The organism is Ferrovibrio sp. (assembly GCF_025869515.1).
GTDB lineage: Bacteria > Pseudomonadota > Alphaproteobacteria > Ferrovibrionales > Ferrovibrionaceae > Ferrovibrio.
This window is the reverse complement of the sequence record NZ_JAOZVR010000099.1, coordinates 14,034-30,158: the sequence shown is the minus strand read 5'-3', so window position 1 is coordinate 30,158 and position 16,125 is coordinate 14,034. Positions and strand designations below refer to the sequence as shown.

General features: G+C 63.5%; 18 protein-coding genes. 7 read left to right on the top strand and 11 right to left on the bottom strand.

From position 1 onward, the window contains the following. Positions 1-22 precede the first annotated feature (22 nt). Complete coding sequence (locus OJJ21_RS17140) at positions 23-643, top strand: ferric reductase-like transmembrane domain-containing protein (RefSeq protein WP_297688067.1); 621 nt, start codon at positions 23-25, stop codon at positions 641-643. Here OJJ21_RS17140 and OJJ21_RS17135 read toward each other — a convergent pair. The 10 genes from OJJ21_RS17135 to OJJ21_RS17090 all read right to left on the bottom strand — a co-directional run bounded on the left by OJJ21_RS17135 (position 627) and on the right by OJJ21_RS17090 (position 10,744). After that, entirely contained in the window at positions 627-2,132 is a 1,506-nt protein-coding gene (locus OJJ21_RS17135) for a tripartite tricarboxylate transporter permease (RefSeq protein ID WP_297688066.1), read from the bottom strand. The genes OJJ21_RS17140 and OJJ21_RS17135 overlap by 17 nt on opposite strands. 13 nt (positions 2,133-2,145) lie before the next feature. Next, positions 2,146-2,586, bottom strand: coding sequence for a tripartite tricarboxylate transporter TctB family protein (locus OJJ21_RS17130; RefSeq protein ID WP_297688065.1), 441 nt, complete (start codon positions 2,584-2,586; stop codon positions 2,146-2,148). A gap of 99 nt (positions 2,587-2,685) precedes the next feature. Continuing rightward, positions 2,686-3,657 (bottom strand): tripartite tricarboxylate transporter substrate binding protein, encoded by a 972-nt coding sequence (locus tag OJJ21_RS17125; RefSeq protein ID WP_297688064.1) that lies wholly within the window; start codon positions 3,655-3,657, stop codon positions 2,686-2,688. Between the two features lie 190 nt (positions 3,658-3,847). Beyond that, entirely contained in the window at positions 3,848-4,582 is a 735-nt protein-coding gene (locus tag OJJ21_RS17120; RefSeq protein WP_297688063.1) for a Crp/Fnr family transcriptional regulator, read from the bottom strand. 33 nt (positions 4,583-4,615) lie between these two features. Beyond that, a complete protein-coding gene (locus OJJ21_RS17115; protein WP_297688062.1) occupies positions 4,616-5,752 on the bottom strand; it encodes a DNA polymerase III subunit delta' in 1,137 nt (378 codons plus the stop codon). Continuing rightward, positions 5,749-6,414, bottom strand: coding sequence for a dTMP kinase (gene tmk / locus OJJ21_RS17110; RefSeq protein ID WP_297688061.1), 666 nt, complete (start codon positions 6,412-6,414; stop codon positions 5,749-5,751). Before tmk ends, OJJ21_RS17115 begins: the two co-directional genes overlap by 4 nt. Beyond that, positions 6,411-7,595 (bottom strand): D-alanyl-D-alanine carboxypeptidase family protein, encoded by a 1,185-nt coding sequence (locus tag OJJ21_RS17105; RefSeq protein ID WP_297688060.1) that lies wholly within the window; start codon positions 7,593-7,595, stop codon positions 6,411-6,413. The genes tmk and OJJ21_RS17105 overlap by 4 nt, the downstream gene beginning before the upstream one ends. After that, positions 7,573-8,571: a septal ring lytic transglycosylase RlpA family protein gene (locus OJJ21_RS17100; protein ID WP_297688059.1), complete on the bottom strand. Its 999-nt coding sequence runs from the start codon at positions 8,569-8,571 to the stop codon at positions 7,573-7,575. Before OJJ21_RS17100 ends, OJJ21_RS17105 begins: the two co-directional genes overlap by 23 nt. 112 nt (positions 8,572-8,683) lie before the next feature. Next, the gene (locus tag OJJ21_RS17095; RefSeq protein ID WP_297688058.1) at positions 8,684-9,856 is read right to left on the bottom strand and encodes a lytic murein transglycosylase; all 1,173 of its coding nucleotides are present in this window, start codon (positions 9,854-9,856) and stop codon (positions 8,684-8,686) included. An 87-nt stretch (positions 9,857-9,943) separates the two neighbouring features. After that, a complete protein-coding gene (locus tag OJJ21_RS17090) occupies positions 9,944-10,744 on the bottom strand; it encodes a YdcF family protein (RefSeq protein ID WP_297688056.1) in 801 nt (266 codons plus the stop codon). A gap of 105 nt (positions 10,745-10,849) precedes the next feature. On the opposite strand from OJJ21_RS17090, the gene OJJ21_RS17085 reads away from it, so the two are divergent. From OJJ21_RS17085 to OJJ21_RS17070, 4 genes are all read left to right on the top strand, one after another. Continuing rightward, complete coding sequence (locus tag OJJ21_RS17085) at positions 10,850-12,169, top strand: MmgE/PrpD family protein (RefSeq protein ID WP_297688054.1); 1,320 nt, start codon at positions 10,850-10,852, stop codon at positions 12,167-12,169. Between the two features lie 8 nt (positions 12,170-12,177). Continuing rightward, a complete protein-coding gene (locus OJJ21_RS17080) occupies positions 12,178-12,690 on the top strand; it encodes a hypothetical protein (protein WP_297688052.1) in 513 nt (170 codons plus the stop codon). A gap of 221 nt (positions 12,691-12,911) precedes the next feature. Next, positions 12,912-13,736 carry an MBL fold metallo-hydrolase gene (locus tag OJJ21_RS17075; RefSeq protein WP_297688050.1) on the top strand — a complete coding sequence of 275 codons (825 nt, stop codon included), beginning with the start codon at positions 12,912-12,914 and terminating at the stop codon, positions 13,734-13,736. Positions 13,737-13,864: 128 nt separating this feature from the next. Next, complete coding sequence (locus tag OJJ21_RS17070) at positions 13,865-14,161, top strand: hypothetical protein (protein ID WP_297688048.1); 297 nt, start codon at positions 13,865-13,867, stop codon at positions 14,159-14,161. 22 nt (positions 14,162-14,183) lie between these two features. Here OJJ21_RS17070 and OJJ21_RS17065 read toward each other — a convergent pair whose 3' ends face one another. Then, positions 14,184-14,390, bottom strand: a complete 207-nt coding sequence (locus OJJ21_RS17065) for a hypothetical protein (protein WP_297688046.1) — start codon at positions 14,388-14,390, stop codon at positions 14,184-14,186. Positions 14,391-14,464: 74 nt separating this feature from the next. Between OJJ21_RS17065 and OJJ21_RS17060 the strand changes: the two genes are divergently transcribed. Both OJJ21_RS17060 and OJJ21_RS17055 read left to right on the top strand, forming a co-directional pair. Beyond that, a complete protein-coding gene (locus OJJ21_RS17060; RefSeq protein WP_297688045.1) occupies positions 14,465-15,604 on the top strand; it encodes a LuxR C-terminal-related transcriptional regulator in 1,140 nt (379 codons plus the stop codon). Then, a complete protein-coding gene (locus OJJ21_RS17055) occupies positions 15,601-16,116 on the top strand; it encodes a hypothetical protein (protein ID WP_297688044.1) in 516 nt (171 codons plus the stop codon). The genes OJJ21_RS17060 and OJJ21_RS17055 overlap by 4 nt, the downstream gene beginning before the upstream one ends. Positions 16,117-16,125: the final 9 nt, after the last annotated feature.

Below are 16,125 nucleotides of genomic sequence, written 5' to 3'. Positions count from 1 at the left end.
ACGGTCCTGCAGGGAGGCCCCAATGACGTCGCACTGGATCAATGGCTGGCGGCTGACCGGCCTGCTGTCCGTACTGCTCACGCTGATGGTCATCGCCATCGTCGGACTGCACGACTTCTCCATCGATGGCATCCGCATGGCGATCCGCGCCACGGCACGCACCTCCCTGATCCTGTTTCTGCCGGTTTTCGCCGCATCGGCGCTGGCCCGCCTCTGGCCCGGGGACGCCACGCGCTGGCTGCGCCGCAACCGGCGCTATCTCGGCGTCAGCTTCGCCGCTTCGCATGGCCTGCATGCCATCGTGATTGCCGCCTTCGCCATCGGCGACCCGGCGCTGTTCCGCAGCATGACCAGCATCGGCACGCTAATCAGCGGCGGCTCGGCCTATCTGGTGATCATGGCGATGGCGGCCACATCCTTCGATCGTGCGGTGTCCTGGCTCGGGCCGCGCAACTGGCGTGCCCTGCACTGGCTGGGCGGCTGGTATATTGCGGTGTCTTTCATCGTCACCAATGCCAAGCGTATACCGGACATGCCGCTCTACTGGCTGCCGGTCGTGCTGGTGCTGGCGGCAATCGCGCTCCGCCTGGTCAGCTGGTGGCAGGGGCGGCGCGCACCGCGCATGGCTAGCGCGCCGGTCTAGCCCGCAGCTGCCGCACCAGCCAGGATGCGGCCGGCCAGAACAGGATGGTCAGGGTGACGACGCCGAGGCCGGCCGAAATCGGCCTTTCGAAGAAGACCAGCAGGTTGCCATCGGCCTTGATCATCGACGTGACGAAATTTTCCTCCAGCATGGTGCCCAGCACCACACCAAGGATCGCCGGCGCCACCGGGAAACCGTTCTCTTCCATCACAAATGCCAGCAGACCGAAGATCAGCGTGACCGTCACGCCGAACACGGTGTTGTTGATGGCGAAGGCACCCACGGCGCAGAACAGCAGGATCACCGGCATCAGGATGTTGCCCGGCACGCGCAGGATGTTGGTGGCCAGCCGGATGGCGAGCCAGCCCAGCGGCACCATGATGATATTGGCGATGATGAAGACCAGAAAGATCGCGTAGACATTTTCCGGATTGTTCAGGAACAGCGTCGGGCCAGGATTGAGCCCCTTCAGATACAATACGCCAATGGCAATCGCCGTGATCGAGTCACCCGGAATGCCGAACACCAGCGCCGGAATCCAGGCACCGGCCAGCGCGCTATTGTTGGCAGCGCCGGACTCGACGATGCCCTCGACATGGCCGGTGCCGAATTTCTCGGGCTCCCTGGAGAATTTCTTGCTCACGGCGTAAGACATCCAGGACGCCATGTCGGCCCCCGCTCCCGGCTGGATTCCGACCAGCGTACCCAGCACGCTGCCGCGCAGGATGGCCGCGGGATACTTCACGGCCAGCGCCCACATGCCGGAAAAAACATTGCCCAGACGTTTAACGACCATGCGCGCCGGCGGATCGGTCTTCACCACGAAGCGCAACACTTCCGAGATGGCGAACATGCCGACCATCATCGGGATCAGGCTGACGCCGCCCATCAGTTCGGTATTGCCGAAGGTGAAGCGCGGATAGCCACCCGGATTTTCCAGGCCGACACAGCCGACCAGCAGGCCGATCAGCAGGGCGATAACGGCCTTCAGCACGCTGCTGCTGCCGATGAAAACGGCAGCAGACAATCCAAGGATGACCAGCCAGAAATATTCGAAGGACGAGAATTTCAGTGCGATCTCGGCGAGCGCCGGCGCGGCCGTGACCAGCACCGCCGTGCCGAACAGGCCGCCGATCGCCGAGAAGACCAAGCCGGCGCCCAGCGCCGTCTCGGCCTGTCCTTTCAGAGTCATCTGGTAGGCTTCGTCGGTATAGGCCGCCGAGGCCGGCGTACCGGGAATGCGCAACAGCGCGCCGGGAATATCGCCCGAGAAGATCGCCATCGCGGTGGCGGTAACAATGGCGGCAATCGCCGGGATCGGCGGCATGAAAAAGGTGATCGGCACCAGCAACGCCGTCGCCATCGTCGCCGTCAGCCCCGGTATGGCGCCGACGAACAGTCCGAAAACGGCTGCGCAGAACATCACCAGCAGCACATAGGGATCGAAGACCAATTGGAACGCGGCGCCGAACAGATGCATGAAGTCCATCTTTCGCGCCCCTTTACCAGTGCATACCCTGCAGCAGCCCCCAGGGCAGCGGCACGCGGAGCAGCTTGTAGAAAATGGTGTGGATCAGCAGTGTGGCACCAGCGGCAATCGGCAGGATCAGCAGGATGCGGACGCCGAGCGAGTAAAACAGTGCCGACAGGATGAGTATCCCGGTGATAATGAAACCGAGAAAATTAGCGCAGAAAATGTAAAACAGCAGCGCCGCGATCACGAGCAGGAAATTCACCACATGCGGCAGCGAACGGGTCCAGTCGCCAAGCCTGACCAGCGCCTGGCGCTCGCCGCGCAGGCCGCGCCAGATCAGCAGCAGCGAACAGCCGAGCAGCAGAATGCCCAGCAAGCCCGGAAATGCCGAAGGGCCGACATTCTGCCCGGGAGTCGGCGGGTACTGACTGACCGTAACCAGCACCGCAATGGCCAGAAGAGCGAGCACAAACCCGCTCAGAGCATCATGAATTCGCATGGCGCCAACCTGCAGAAAAGAATACCGGTGCGGCATTGCGGCCGCACCGGCAGACTCAGAACATACGGATTATTTGGCGATGCCGACCGCCTTCATCACGGCGCCCAGGTCGGCATCGGATTTCGCCATGAACTTGGCATAATCCTCCGGCCCGGCCCAGATGATGCCGAAGCCGCGCTGCGCCATGAAGCCCTGGTAGTCCTTGCTGTCGTAAACCTTTTTCAGCACGGCCAGCAGCTTGTCGGACACTTCCTTCGAAACGCCCTTGGGCGCGGCGATGCCGCGCCAGGCCGCCATGGTCCAGTCGCTGCCCACCGCGCTTTTCAGCGTCGGAACATTGGGGAACAGCGCCGACGGCTTGGGGTCCATGATGGCCAGGCTCTTCACCTTGCCTGCTTCGATCAGCGCGCGCGCCTCGGGAAGCGAGCACGGCACGATCTGCACGCCGCCGGCGATCATGTCCTGCAGGCCCGGCGCGGCGCCGTTGCTCGGCACCCAGCCCACGCTGGCCGGATCGATCTTCTGATCGCGCAGCAGGCCGGCGATGGCGAGATGCCAGATGCCGCCCTGCCCGGTGCCCGATGCCTTGAACTTGCCGGGATTGGCCTTGATCGCCGCCAGCAGGTCGTTGACCGACTTGTAGGGCGAGTCAGCCGGCACATGAATGCCGGCAGGATCGGCATTGACCAGGCCGATCGGCGTATAGGAGGCCGGCGTCAGCTCGGTCAGGCCCTGCCAGTGCATCATGGCGATCTCGACCGTGATCATGCCGATGGTGTAGCCGTCGGGAGCCGCCTGGGCGATGGCGGAATGGCCGACCACGCCGCTGCCGCCGGTGCGGTTCACCACATTCACCGGCTGGCCGAGCTCCTTTTCCATCAGGCTGGCGATAATGCGGGCGGTGGCGTCGGTACCGCCGCCAGCCCCCCAGGGCACGATCATGGTGATCGGACGATCCGGGTAAGCCGCCTGTGCACCGGCCGCCACGAGCATGGCCGCGCCTGCCACCAGACCGGTGACGAATGCCTTGAACCCACGCATGGGTATCCCTCCTGCTGATTGACGTTTCCTCGATACCCGACGCGTCGTTGAGCCGCGCGTCAGTGCACCACACCGAGCACTATCTCCTATCTGATATGTCAGAGCAATCTGGAAACGGCAGCCATGTCCCGTGCCGCACAGCGCTGTGCGGCGCAGCATCACTTGTATTGCAGGATGACAGGTACGGTGTTTAAGCCAGGCCGTGGCCGTGCTGCCGCACATCCAGGCGCACGATGGCCTGTTCCAGTGCGGCGCGGTCAGTCAGGTAATAGGTCTTGTCCTTGCGCGTGATCTGTCCGCCATGCAGCAGGTTGGCAAGCACACGCGCCACCGTCTCGCGCGTGGTGGCGGCGCGGCGCGCGATCTCGTGCTGCTTCGGCATCGGGTAGATCATCCAGCCGTCGTTGTTCAGCGGATCCTTGCGGGCCAGCTTGAGCAGCTCGCGATAGACACGCTGGATCGCACCCAGCGTGGCAAGGTCCATGATGCGTTCGTTGTTGGCCCGGATGATGGCGGTCAGACGCTTCATCACCTTGAGGCCGACCATCGGTTCGCGCGCCACCAGTGCCTCGAAGGCCTTGGGCGGCAGGGCGGCCAGCCGGCAGGTGGTCTGCGCCACCACGCTGGCCGAACGGCGCTCGCCGTCGATGGCGGCGATCTCGCCGAAATAGCTGCCGGCCGAAACCAGGGCATAGGAAATCTCGCGGCCATTGCCGGAGAAGTTCACCACCTCGACAGTGCCGTCGACGACAAAGTACACATCGCGGCTGTCGCTGTTGCGGTCGAGAATCTGCTCATGGGCAGCGAAGCGGCGCCACTGGCAGGCGCGCTCCACTTCGACGCGCGCAGCCGGGCTGAGCTCGCTCAGCAGTTCGATCTTTTCCAAACTATCGGGCGCGGTGGCGCCGACGGCGGCCTTGGCCATGAAACTCCCCCTACCCGATCATGTCGGCCGGCTTCAGCGTGCTGCAGCCGACCGTGCGAGCGCGGCAAACAGATTGAGCAGCATTTGCTTGCGATCAAGATTGACCGATTCCCCGCGGGCGAGCAAGCGACCCAGCTGTTCCCAGTCCTCGGCCCAGCGGGCCGGGCCCTGCCATTGCGCGAGTCGCTGGGCCAAAGCGGTCTCGCCGGGGAAGATTTCGGCCCAGCCGCTGCCGCCGATCCGGCCCGCCGCCGACGCCCGAACCAGCCGCGCCAGCCACCAGCGAAACACATCGGTCATCAGCTGAAAACCGGCGCCGCTGCGGTCGCGCGCCAGCGCATCGCCGAACGCATGCAGCTTGGCCATATCGGGCCTCGGCAACTGGCCCACCATATCGAGCAGGCCATGCAACAGTTTCAGCCCGCCCTGGGCGGCCAACGTAACCGCCCGGCCGGGCGAACCCTCGGCCAGCACGCCAAGACCGCGCCGCTCGGCGGCATCGAGATCGGGCAGCAGCCCGGTGAGCGCCTGCTGCATCGCCGCCTCGTCCAGCGGCTTCAGTGCCAGCCGGCGGCAGCGCGAGCGGATCGTCGGCAGCAGGCCACCGGGCGCATGGCTGACCAGCAGCAGCACCGCATTCGGCGGCGGCTCTTCCAGAATCTTCAGCAGCGCATTGGCGGCATTGACGTTCATGTCGTCGGCAGCATCGACAATGCAGACGCGATAGCCGCCTTCGGCCGCCGTCTTGCCGAAACGGTCGATCACCGCGCGCACGTCCTGCACCACGATGTCGCCGCGCCAGCGGTCGCCCTTGTCGTCCCAGCTGCGCTCCACCGTGATCAGATCGGCATGCCCGGCATTGGCAACGCGGCTGAACACGGCATCGTCTTCGGCTACCGCCAGCGTATCCGGCAGCACCGGCGCATCGCCAAACAGGCTCGGCCCGGCATCGAGGCTACTGGCCGGACCGTGCTTCAGCAGGAAGCGGGCGAAGCGGAAAGCCAGGGTCGATTTGCCGACGCCGCGCGGCCCGGTGATCATCCATGCATGCGGCAGCCGACCTGAAGCCCAAGCCTCCAACAGCGCCGCCTCGGCCGCATCATGGCCGAACAGGGCAGCATTGTGCCGCGGCGCCCAGGAGGCCGCTTCCTGCGGATCGAAATCGCTCATGGGATCAGGTTAAACTTTGCCGCCACCGCCTGCCAGAGGGCGGCGGCCACCTGGTCGGGATCGCCGCCGGCATCGATCAGGCGGCAGCGCTGCGGTTCCCGTGCCGCAATGTCATGGAAAGCGGCGCGCAGGCTCTCATGGAACGTCAGCCCCATGCGCTCGTAGCGGTCCTCGGCCAGCGCCGCGGATTGTACCTGGCCCTGCATGCGCTGTCTGGCCCGCTGCAGCCCGGTCTCCACGGGAAGATCGAGTACCAGGGTCAGATCGGGCTGGAAATCGCCCAGGACCAGCTTATGCAGACCGGCCACAGCGTCGCGTCCCACCGAGCCGGCATAACCCTGGTAGGCCATCGTCGAATCGGCAAAACGGTCTGAAATCACCCAGGTGCCGCGCGCCAAAGCAGGCTTCACCATCTTTTCGACATGGGCACGGCGGGCAGCATAATGCAGCAGGGTTTCGGTCATCGCATCCCAGCGCGCCGGATCGCCGGTAACCAGCAGTGCGCGGATATCCTCGGCGCCCGGCGTGCCACCCGGTTCGCGGGTCAGCACGGCTTCGACGCCACGCGCCGCCAGGGCCGCAGCCAGACGTTTCGCCTGGGTCGATTTGCCGGCGCCCTCGCCGCCTTCCAGCGTGATGAAGCGGCCGCGCGACGCGGTCACTGCTTCTTCGCGCCCCACAGCAGATAGCTGACGGCGGCGCTGATGCGACCACTGAAGCCCAGCTGCTGCACATCCGCACCCGCCAGCAGCGGCACCTCCGTCAGGGTGCCTTCCTTGTTCGCCACAGTGAGCGTGGCCACCGGGGTGCCCTTCACAATCGGCGCCGGGATCGGATTATCGTAAGACACCGTGACCTTGATATTGCCTTTGGTCTGGCGCGGCAGGGTCAGCGCCAGGTTGCGGTCGATCACCAGCGGAATGCGCGGTGCATCGCCGAGCCAGACATCGGCCTCGTCCACCACGGCGCCGGCGGTAAACAGCTTGTAATTGTCGAACTGGCTGAAGCCGAGCTCGAGCAGGCGCTCGGCTTCACGCGAACGCTCGTTCATGCTCTTCAGGCCGTTGAACACCATGATCAGCCGGCGGTCACCGCGCTTGGCCGAAGCGGTCAGGCCATAGCCGGCCGCTTCGGTATGGCCGGTCTTCAGGCCGTCGGCGCCGAGATCCTTGTAGAGCAGCGGATTGCGGTTGCCCTGCGTGATCGGCTTCTTGGTCGCACCGTCGATGCCGTAGGTGAACTCCTTTTCGGAGTAGAAATGGTAATACTGCGGGAAGCGCGCGATGATCTGCCTGGCCAGGATCGCCAGATCCCGCGCGGTGGTCAGATGTTGCGGATCGGGCCAGCCGGACGCATTGCGGAAGGTGGTGTTCTTCAGGCCGATCTGCTTGCCACGATCGGTCATCAGCTCGGCAAAGCGCTCCTCGGTGCCGGCAATGCCTTCGGCCAGAACGATGCAGGCATCGTTGCCCGACTGGATGATCACGCCGCGCAGCAGGTCTTCCACCTTAACGCGACCGCCGATCGGCACGAACATCTTCGAGCCCTGGATACGCCAGGCCTTTTCGCTGACCGGCAACATGTCGTCCATGCGCAGCTTGCCGGCTTCAAGCTGTTCGAACACCATAAAGGCGGTCATCAGCTTCGACATCGAGGAGGGCGGCATCAACTCGTCGGCATTCTTCTCGAAGATCGAGGTGCCGGTATCGTAATCCATCAGGATCATTTGCCGCGCCTGAGTTTCAACCTGGCCAAGCTGCGCTGTCGCAGGGCCGGATGAAACGACTGCGATCAATGCCGCAACTGCGGCAACGGCATACTTACTCCACAACGATACGCGCATTGGTTTGTCCGTTATTGATCGCTTGCTGCAACGCCTGGTCCGCTGCCGACACCTGATTGAACGGGCCGAGGCGGACGCGGAAAAATTCCTGCTTGCTGACGAAGGTCGAGCTGACATTGGCCGGGCCGATCAGCGACATCTGCGCCGCCAGCTTATGCGCATTCTCGTGCAGCGTGAATGCTCCCACCTGCACATAAATCTGTCCGCCACGCGCCGGGCCGGTCTCCACGCGCTGCTGGTTCAGCTCGGTCTTGCTGACCGGCGCTGCGGCCAAGCTGGCCTGCGGGTTCTGTGCATTCTGCGCGGCAAGCACTTCCATTGCCGATGGCTGCGCCTGCGCTGGTCTCACCACATCGGCACTCTTGCCTTTCGCACCTGGAGGCGGCGGCAACGCTTCGGCCGATACGCCGCCGCGCGGGGCCGCGGACGGTCGCTCATCGGCTCCGGATCGCGAGGCAAGCTGGGTGCCGGCGCCATCGCCGCTCAGCGGCGCCGGGCCGAGATATTGCACACGTACCTTGGCGGTGCCCTGCCGTTCGTAACCGAGCAGCTGCGCACTGCGGCGCGACAGGTCGATAACACGACCGTTGGCATACGGGCCACGGTCATTCATGCGCACGACGATGGAGCGGCCGTTTTCCATGTTGGTGACGCGCACCAGCGACGGCATTGGCAAAGTCGGATGCGCCGCCGTCACCTCGTTCATGTCAAAGGTTTCGCCGTTGGCGGTGAACTTGCCGTGGAACTGCTCGCCATACCACGAGCCGATGCCGGTCTCGTCGTAATTCGGGTCTTCCTTCGGGTAATACCAGACGCCGTTAATCTGATAGGGATTGCCGACCTTGTAGATGCCGCCCTTGGCAATCGCCGCCTGGGTCGGCTGGTCGCTGCGCATCACGGACTTGCCGGCGTGATTGACCAGGGTGGCCTCGGCGCAGGCCGACAGGCCCAGCAACAGCAAAGCAGACGCGACCATCCGCAGCGTCCGGACACGGGGCTGCCCAGCGGTTCGGGAGTCCCCCCGAGCCCCCCGGGTTAAGCAAGGGATGGCGTGCCGACGGCGCTTCATGGTCTAGATATGGGGTATTTTAGCCATCACCCAGCCTGTCGGCAAGCAGGCTGACCGTCAAAGCATAGTGATGGGCGCAATTGTAGCGCAGGATCGAGCGGTAATTGCCATAGACCAGGAACGTCGGCCCGCCCGCTCCATCCGGCTGTACCAGAGCACCGCTCTGCTGCACCTTGGGCAACTCGCCCCCATCGGCCCGCCGCACGCCGAGCCGACTCCAGTCCTCCAGGCTCATGTCCCGCGTCATCTGGTCGATCGCGCGGCAGCCGGAGCGCCCCTCCCGGGCAAATTCACCCAGGCGCTTCTGCAGGTCCGCGGAAATCCGCACTTCGCGGCCCCAGGTCTGCGCCGTATTCCAGCCGTGCTTGCCCAGGTAATTACCGATCGAGGCAAAGACGTCGCCGGTGTTGGTCCAGATGTCGCGCTTGCCGTCGCCGTCGAAATCCTCGGCATAGGCCAGATAACTGGTCGGCATGAACTGCGGCTGGCCCATGGCCCCCGCCCAGGAACCCTTCATGGTCGGAAAATCGATAAAGCCACGGTCGAGCATGGTCAGTGCCGCGAACAGCTCGTTGCGGAAATAGCTGGACCGGCGCCGGTCGAAGGCGAGTGTGGCAAGCGAGTGCACCAGCGGCACATCGGCCTTCACCGCGCCATAGCGCGTTTCGATACCCCAGATCGCCAGCACGAAGCGCGGCTGCACGCCGTAACGCTGCGACACCTGACGCAGCAGCGCCTGGTTGTCATCGCGCAGCTTCTGACCGCGCTGCACATTGGCTGGCGTGATCACCCGATCGCGATAGGTCGCGAAGCTGAGCTTGAATTCGGCCTGGTTGCGGTCGCGCTCGATAATACGCATGATCGGCTCAACGCCGGTCAGCGCGGTGCGGACCACATCGGGCTTGATGCCCTTCTGCAGCGCCTCGCTGCGCACCTCAGTCAGGAAGGCCTCGAATTCGGCCCGGTTGAATGGCGTGATCGCCTCGGTTGCAGCCCCCCCCTGGGCCGGAGCTGCCGACACCGCCGCAGCGGTCGGGCTGGCCACCGGTGAGGCGGCAGGCGTCGTTGGCGTGGCGGCGGCGGCAGACTGGGTAGCAGCGGATCCTTCACGGGGCTGCCCGGATGGGCGCCAGCCGCAGGCCACGACCAGCCCGAAACCCAGCAGTACGACCGCCAGCCGCCAGCTTCGCATCCTTAATCCTCCGAATCCACAAATTCCAAATCGATCAACGTGTTAACCTAAAGCTGCCGGATTCGCCAAGGTCCGGGGTGTGACATCTCACGGCTTTGCGTCTGCCGTCCGGCGCGGCGGCAGCCAATCGCGGGTATGGCCGGCAAGCCGGTACCATGCCAAGCCGAGCCATTCCTTGACCAAAAAATTAAGCCCCGAAAGCCGACGCATCGGCGAAAACTCGAAATCGCCCGACTTACCGGTCAGGAAATCGACCGGGTAAGGCACTACCGGCCAGTTCACGGCATTGAAGCAATTCACCGCTCGCGGCTGATGCCGCGCCGAGGTGACCAGCAGCCAGAACTCGCCGGGTTGCGGCCGGGCCAGCGCCAGGGAAAGCCGTGCATTCTCGATGGTATTGCCGGACATCCGCTCAAAAATGACCCGGCCGGGATTCAGCCCCAATTTGGCAAAGACGACCGCGGCGACGTCGGCTTCGCTCACTTCGCCCTGCTCGTGGGGTACCGCCGCCCCGCCGCTGAAAACCAGCTTTGCTGCGGGATAACGGGCCGCCAGATCGACAAAGGCTATCAGCCGGTCCGCATTGCCGTTCAATTCCGGCCAGCCGCGCACCGCCATGATGTCGGGCCGTTCCGCCCCCCCCAGCACAATGATGCCATCAACCCTGGCCGGCAGTTCAGGACTTGGAAAATAGTCCTCCAGGGGGCGCAACAGCCAGTCATTCAGAGGCAACAGGCCGATCACCACGACGACCGTCAGCGTGAACGACCCCAGGATCATTCCGGCCCGACGGGTTGCCCGCCACCATGACAGCGGCAGAGCGAGCAGCAACAGGGCGAAAAGCAGGCTGCCCGGGTTGGTGAAAATAGCGAGAAACTGTCCCAACATGGGTGGCCGCCTTCAGAGTGCGATTCGGGCAAGCCGAATATGTCACTTTGCGGGGGGCAGTGTTAAATATCAATCGACCGTGGTTTGAACCCTGCAGGCATAGGCATGACCGCCCTCGCCCCGCTTTCCGTATCGATGTCGTCGCTGACCAGTCGCCTCGCCGCGTTGATCGCCGCCCGGCCGATAGAGCCGGATGACTATCGCAGCGCTGCGCTCTTTACCCTGGATGCCCTGGCCAATGCGCTGGCCGGCCGCAAAAGCGCGCCGGGCGCCATCCTGCTCGACTGGGCCGCCGCCGAGCCGCTGACCGCCGGGCGCGAGGCCATGCTGCTGGGCGGCCTGACGCATATCCTGGAAGTCGACGACCTGCATCGCGCATCGGTGGTGCATCCGGGCTGCGTCGTGGTGCCGGCCGCCTATGCGCTGGCCCGGCGACGTGGCTTGCACGGGCATGCCTTTCTGGCCGCCGTGTTACGTGGCTTTGAAGCCTGCTGCCGCGTCGGGATGGCAGTAGGGCCGGCGCATTATCGCATCTGGCACAACACCGCGACCTGCGGGCCGTTCGGCTCTGCCTATGCTGCCGGGAATCTGCTCGGCCTCGATCATGCGGCCATGACGCATGCGCTGGGCAATGCCGGCACGCAATCCTCGGGCCTGTGGCAGTTCCTCGATACTGGTGCGATGAGCAAGCATCTGCACGCTGGCCGTGCCGCCGAATCCGGCCTGCTGGCGGCCGATCTCGCCGCCCGCGGCTTTTCTGGACCGCCGCATATTCTCGAAGGCGACAAGGGATTCTTCAAGGCAACCTGCAGCGATGCGCAACCTGAGCGCCTGCTGGCGGAGCCCGACGCACCCTGGCAGCTGCGTCTCACCTCGATCAAGCCGTGGCCGAGTTGCCGCCATACGCATCCCGTCATCGATGCCGGCCTGTCGCTGGCACCACGGATCGGCAACCGCAGGATCGAGCACATCCAGGTTGGCACCTATCAGGCTGCCCTCGATGTCTGCGACCGCATCGCGCCGCGCAGCGAATACGAGGCGAAATTCTCCCTGCAGCATACCGCTGCAGCCGCAGTCACCGACGGCCACATCAATTTCGACAGCTTCGATGCGGATGCCCGCACGCGTCTGGCCGAGACGGCTGCCCGTGTCGAGATCGCGGCGACGGCGCCCTTCGTGCAGCGCTATCCCAAGGCCTGGGGCGCGCATGTTTCCGTGACACTGAGCGACGGCACCGAATTGAGCGCTGAACGCGAGCATGCTTTCGGCGATCCGGAAAATCCGCTGGACGAAACCGCCATGCGGGCCAAGGCAGCCATGCTGCTTGAATATGGCGGCATCGCCGCGCCGGCCACCTTCATCGACTCCGTACTGGCTCTGGCCGAAGACGCAGCGCTGCCCGATTTGCCGCCGGCGGTGCGATGATGCTGACTATGCAGCGTAGCAGCATTCTGCTGGCGATGGCATTCGCACTGGTTGCCGCGGCTTCGGCATGGGCACAGGGTCAGGCGCCCGGGCGTGATCGCGCCGCGCGGTCGAATACCGCCTGCTTCAATCAGAAGGAAGCCGAGGCCGAGGCCGAGGTGCGCACCGGCATCCAGATCCGTGAAATTCTGCGCCGCTGCGCCCAGATCGATCCGGGTGGTCAGGCCTATCTGGACGACTGGTACCTGTTCGACCAGGAAAACGGCGATCGCCTGCGCGCTGCCGTCGAACTGCGCAGGACTGCCCTGGGGCGGATTTTCCCCAACCGGGGCCAGGCCCAGCAATGGGAAACCGATGCCACCGTGGCGACGATGAAGCCGCTCCAGACCAATGAAGCCGTGTGCAAGAGCACCTATGACATCATGGAACGGCTGAAAAAAGAGCAGTGGAAAGGTTTCAAATATTACGCCCGGCTGCAGGAAAATATCCTGGTCTACGAACTGCCGCTGTGCCGGAAGTGATCTGGCCTATCTGATTCCAGCTTTTCCAGCTCCCCGCACGCCGTCTAATATTTAAGGATATCGTCTCGGGAAAGGCGGCGCATGGCTCTTGATCTGGCAAGCCCGAATATCCTTCTGGTCGAGGACCACCCAGCGCAAACCGCGGCGTTACACGCCACTCTGGCAACTATCGGTTTTGCAAAAATCAGGATCCCTGCCCCCAAAAATCTGAGGTGATCGTCATGCTGCGTTGCTCCGCTTTGCTTGCCGCCATCTTCAGTTTCACGATCATGCTTATACCTGAACGGCTGCAGGCGGCGTGCCTCGGTGCGGTAGCCCGCCACGAGCGCGCGGCGCCCACGGTGCCGGCCCGCCTGATCCCGGCCAGCTTTCAGCCGGCGGCGGTGCCGGCCAACATGACGCGCATCACCTTCATCGGCCATTCCACCTTCCTGCTGGAAACGCCGCAGGGCGTGACCGCGGCAACCGACTACAACGATTACATCCGACCGCCGTTGCGGCCGGATATCGTTACGATGAATTACGCGCACAGCACGCATTACACCGACAGCCCGGAAGCCGGCATCCGTCATGTCTTGCGCGGCTGGTCCTATCAGGACAAACCTGCACGCCATAATGTGCAATACAAGGACATGCGCGTGCGCAATGTGCCGACCAATCTGCGCAACTACGGCAACAACACCGAATATGACGGAAACTCGATTTTCATTTTTGACACCGCCGATGTCTGCATCGCGCATCTGGGGCATCTGCATCATAAGCTGACACCGGGGCATCTTGCCGATCTGGGCAAGATCGATGTGCTCTTCGTCCCGGTCGATGGCGGCTTTACCCTGAACATCTTCGACATGCAGGAAGTGATCACCCAGGTGGCGCCGCCGCTGGTGATTCCGATGCACTATTTCAGCGAAAGCACGCTGGAACGCTTTCTTGTCCGCCTGCGCGACAGTCATGACATTAAGTTGAACGCCAGCCCCTCAACCCTGATTTCGAGAACTACCCTGCCAGCAAAACCATCTGTGCTGGTGCTGCCCGGCCCCCATTAGACAGAGATGACCGAAATCCCCCGTCTAGTCCCCCAGGACTATGGCGATATGCGCCCGTCTGTCCGAAAATGCCCGCTAGCAGCGGCAGCCGCCCGCACAGGGCGAGACCGGCCTGCAGACGGGCAGCAATGAGCATCTTTTTTCTTATTCTCGCCTTTATGCTGATCGGGATTCCCGGTGCGGTATTCATCATCCTGCAGCTGGTCGCGGCGCATCGCAGGCAGGCGCTGGCGTATCGCTGGAGCGCATCCGAACTTCAGCGCCGTGGCGCGCGTATCGCCGAGATGGAACGCAATACGGCCGCCGACCGACAGGCCATCGGCGAACTGATGATGAAAACCTCGACCCTGCGCATGACCGTCGATCGCCTGGAAAAACTGATCGAGAAGTCGAACACTGCCGTTGCGGCAGGCGCCAAGAAGTAAATTATAGTGTTTCTAATCTGCTTCAGACTGAAGCAATTGAAACGAATACTTCCCCATCAATGGCAAAAGCTGCGTATTTCTTGTGCCTGAATGTACGGGTGCAATAAAGAAACCAGAAATACGCCCTGCTCAAAATGAAAATTACTGGCGTCGCGCGGTTATCTGCACTATACAGCCGCCGCCGTTCGTCGCGCCAACTCTGTCCGGCGCAACGCAGATCGCGCAGCAAACAAAAACTCCAATGGGGAGACAGGCCTGGAAAGGCCGGGTTGCTGCACCGTATCGAGGTGGGGGTGGTTCAAGATGAGTCACATCACGACCGATCAGCAGTCGCGCCTGCTTGCGCATCTGTATTCGGGAACGATTGAATACGGCCAATGGGCCGATGTGCTGCGTATACTGACGTCGTCATTCGATGCGGTGAACTGCTCGCTGGCCACTGTCGACACACGTACCGGCAAGCCGATCGTGCAGTATACCAGCCAGGCTTTCGACCAAAGCTGGTATGAAAGCTACAGCAGCCGTTATGCCAGGGTCAGCCCACTGCGGCCGGTGCTATTCAAGCGCGAGAATATCGGACGCGCGATGGCCAGCCAGCAGGTAATGTCCGCACATGATTTCGAGAAGACCGAATTCTACTGCGACTACCTGAAGCATTACGGCATTCGGCACCTGCTCGGGTCCGTCTTCAAGGTCGGCGATGGTCGCGCCGCCTATATCGCGCTGCATCGCTCACCGCGCACGACGGCTTTCGAGGCTTGTGAAATCGCCGCGATCCAGGATCTGCTGCCGCATCTCACGCTGGCTTTCCGTATCCGCTCGCATTGCATCGGACTGAGCCGCTACGAGGATATCAGCCAGCAATATCTCGACGCCAAGGGCAAGGGCCTGATCTGCGTCGACCGTCATGGCGGTATCGTCTCGATGAACAAGGAAGCCGAACGCATCCTGCGTCTCAATGACGGTCTGACCCTGTCGCAGGGCCATCTGCAGGCCATCGATACGGATGACAACCAGCGCCTGCGGCACCTGCTGACGCGCAGCTGTCTGGCCGACATCGCCGTCAATCCGAATATCATGGATGCAGCCACCGGCGGCTCGGCAGTCGTTCGACGCGGCGACGGCAAGCCGCCCTATGCGCTGTGGATTTTCCCGGTGGTCGGCCGCAGCATGCATTTTGAGGAGAACGAGATCGCGGCGGCTATCGAGATCACCGATCCGCTGCTGAATGGAATCGCGACGCCCGATGATGCGCTGGCCGGCTACAATCTGACCAAGGCGGAGATGCGGCTGGCCCGCGCGCTGACCGAAGGCGGTCAGCTCAAGGATATCGCGCTGCGCTTCAATGTCAGCGTGAACACCCTGAAGGTGCAGCGCCGCTCGCTGTATCGCAAGATTGGCGCAACCCGCCATTTCGATCTGATGCGTCTGGTGCGGGTATGAGACCGACCCTTGCCCTGCAATGCGCCGACACGGAAATCGGACCGGACGGCATCTGTATTCCATCGACAGTAAAGAGCTGGATTCTCACGCCGGCGCAGATCGGCCTGGTGCGCGCCACATTCCAGATTCTGGCCACCAATCGTGACCGCCTGGCCGAGATGTTCTATGCCCGCGCCATTGCACTGGATCCACAGATCCGGCGACCGCAACTGGTCTCCAATATGGTGACGCAGCGGCTGCAGCTTCTGCTCGCCCTGGCCGACATCGTGCAGCAGCTCGACGACCTGCCCCGCCTGACCCAGACGGTTGCCGCCCTCGCCCGCCAGTATGGCCTGTATGGCGCCGGCGACCCCAGATTCCAGACCGCCCGGGCGGCGCTCGCCTGGTCGGTGGAACGTATTCTGGAACCAGGCCCCGACAGTGCCATCCAGGTCGCCTGGGGCCGGGCCTTCGATCTGGTGGAAGGCCTGCTGGCCGGTTCGGTGCCGCTTGGACGGACCTCTGCCGGCTAGGCAGGGCAG